General features: G+C 64.4%; 1 pseudogene. It reads right to left on the bottom strand.

The window, feature by feature from the left end:
• A pseudogene (locus ACT6UX_RS30415) lies at positions 1-641 on the bottom strand (IS630 family transposase); the annotation flags it as partial.

Here is a 641-nt window from a genome sequence, read left to right as displayed (position 1 = left end):
TTCCAGAGGGCATCGATTGTACGCGCGCCGATACGTCTGAGATGGGCCTTGAGCTTGGCGAAGGCCATTTCGATCGGGTTGAGGTCCGGGCTGTAGGGCGGCAGGAAGAGGAACCAGGCTCCGCGCTGCTTGAGGATGGCCTCGGCCTTTGTGCTCTTGTGGCTGGAGAGATTGTCGAGGATCACCACGTCGCCGGCCTGCAGCGTCGGGGCGAGTTGGGTCTCGATGTAGATGTCGAAGCTCTCGCGATTCATGGGATGGTCCATCACCCACGGCACGGTCAGGCGATCGCACCGCAGTCCGGCAATGAAGGTCTGGGTGGCCCAGTGTCCGAACGGCGCGGCGGCTTTCAAGCGAGCACCACGGCGAGCCCGGCCCCGCAGACGGGTCATCTTGGTCGTCGTGCCGGTTTCGTCGAGGAAGACCAGCCGGTCGACCGTCGCGCGCATGCGGGGTTGGCGGTGCACCTTCCACTCGTTACGCGCCTGACGCACGTCCTCACGCCCGGCCTCGCTGGCCAGCAGTGTTTTTTTTGAACGACAGGCCCGCCTTCAGCAGCACTCGCGACAGCGAGGCCGGATGCGCCGTCACATCCTTCTCGGCTTCCAACTTGGCCGACAGTTCCGGCATCGTGATGTCCG

It is taken from the genome of Reyranella sp., from assembly GCF_052439685.1.
Lineage (GTDB): Bacteria > Pseudomonadota > Alphaproteobacteria > Reyranellales > Reyranellaceae > Reyranella.
Note: the sequence above shows the minus strand (reverse complement) of the source record. Positions and strands in the feature narration are given on the sequence as shown.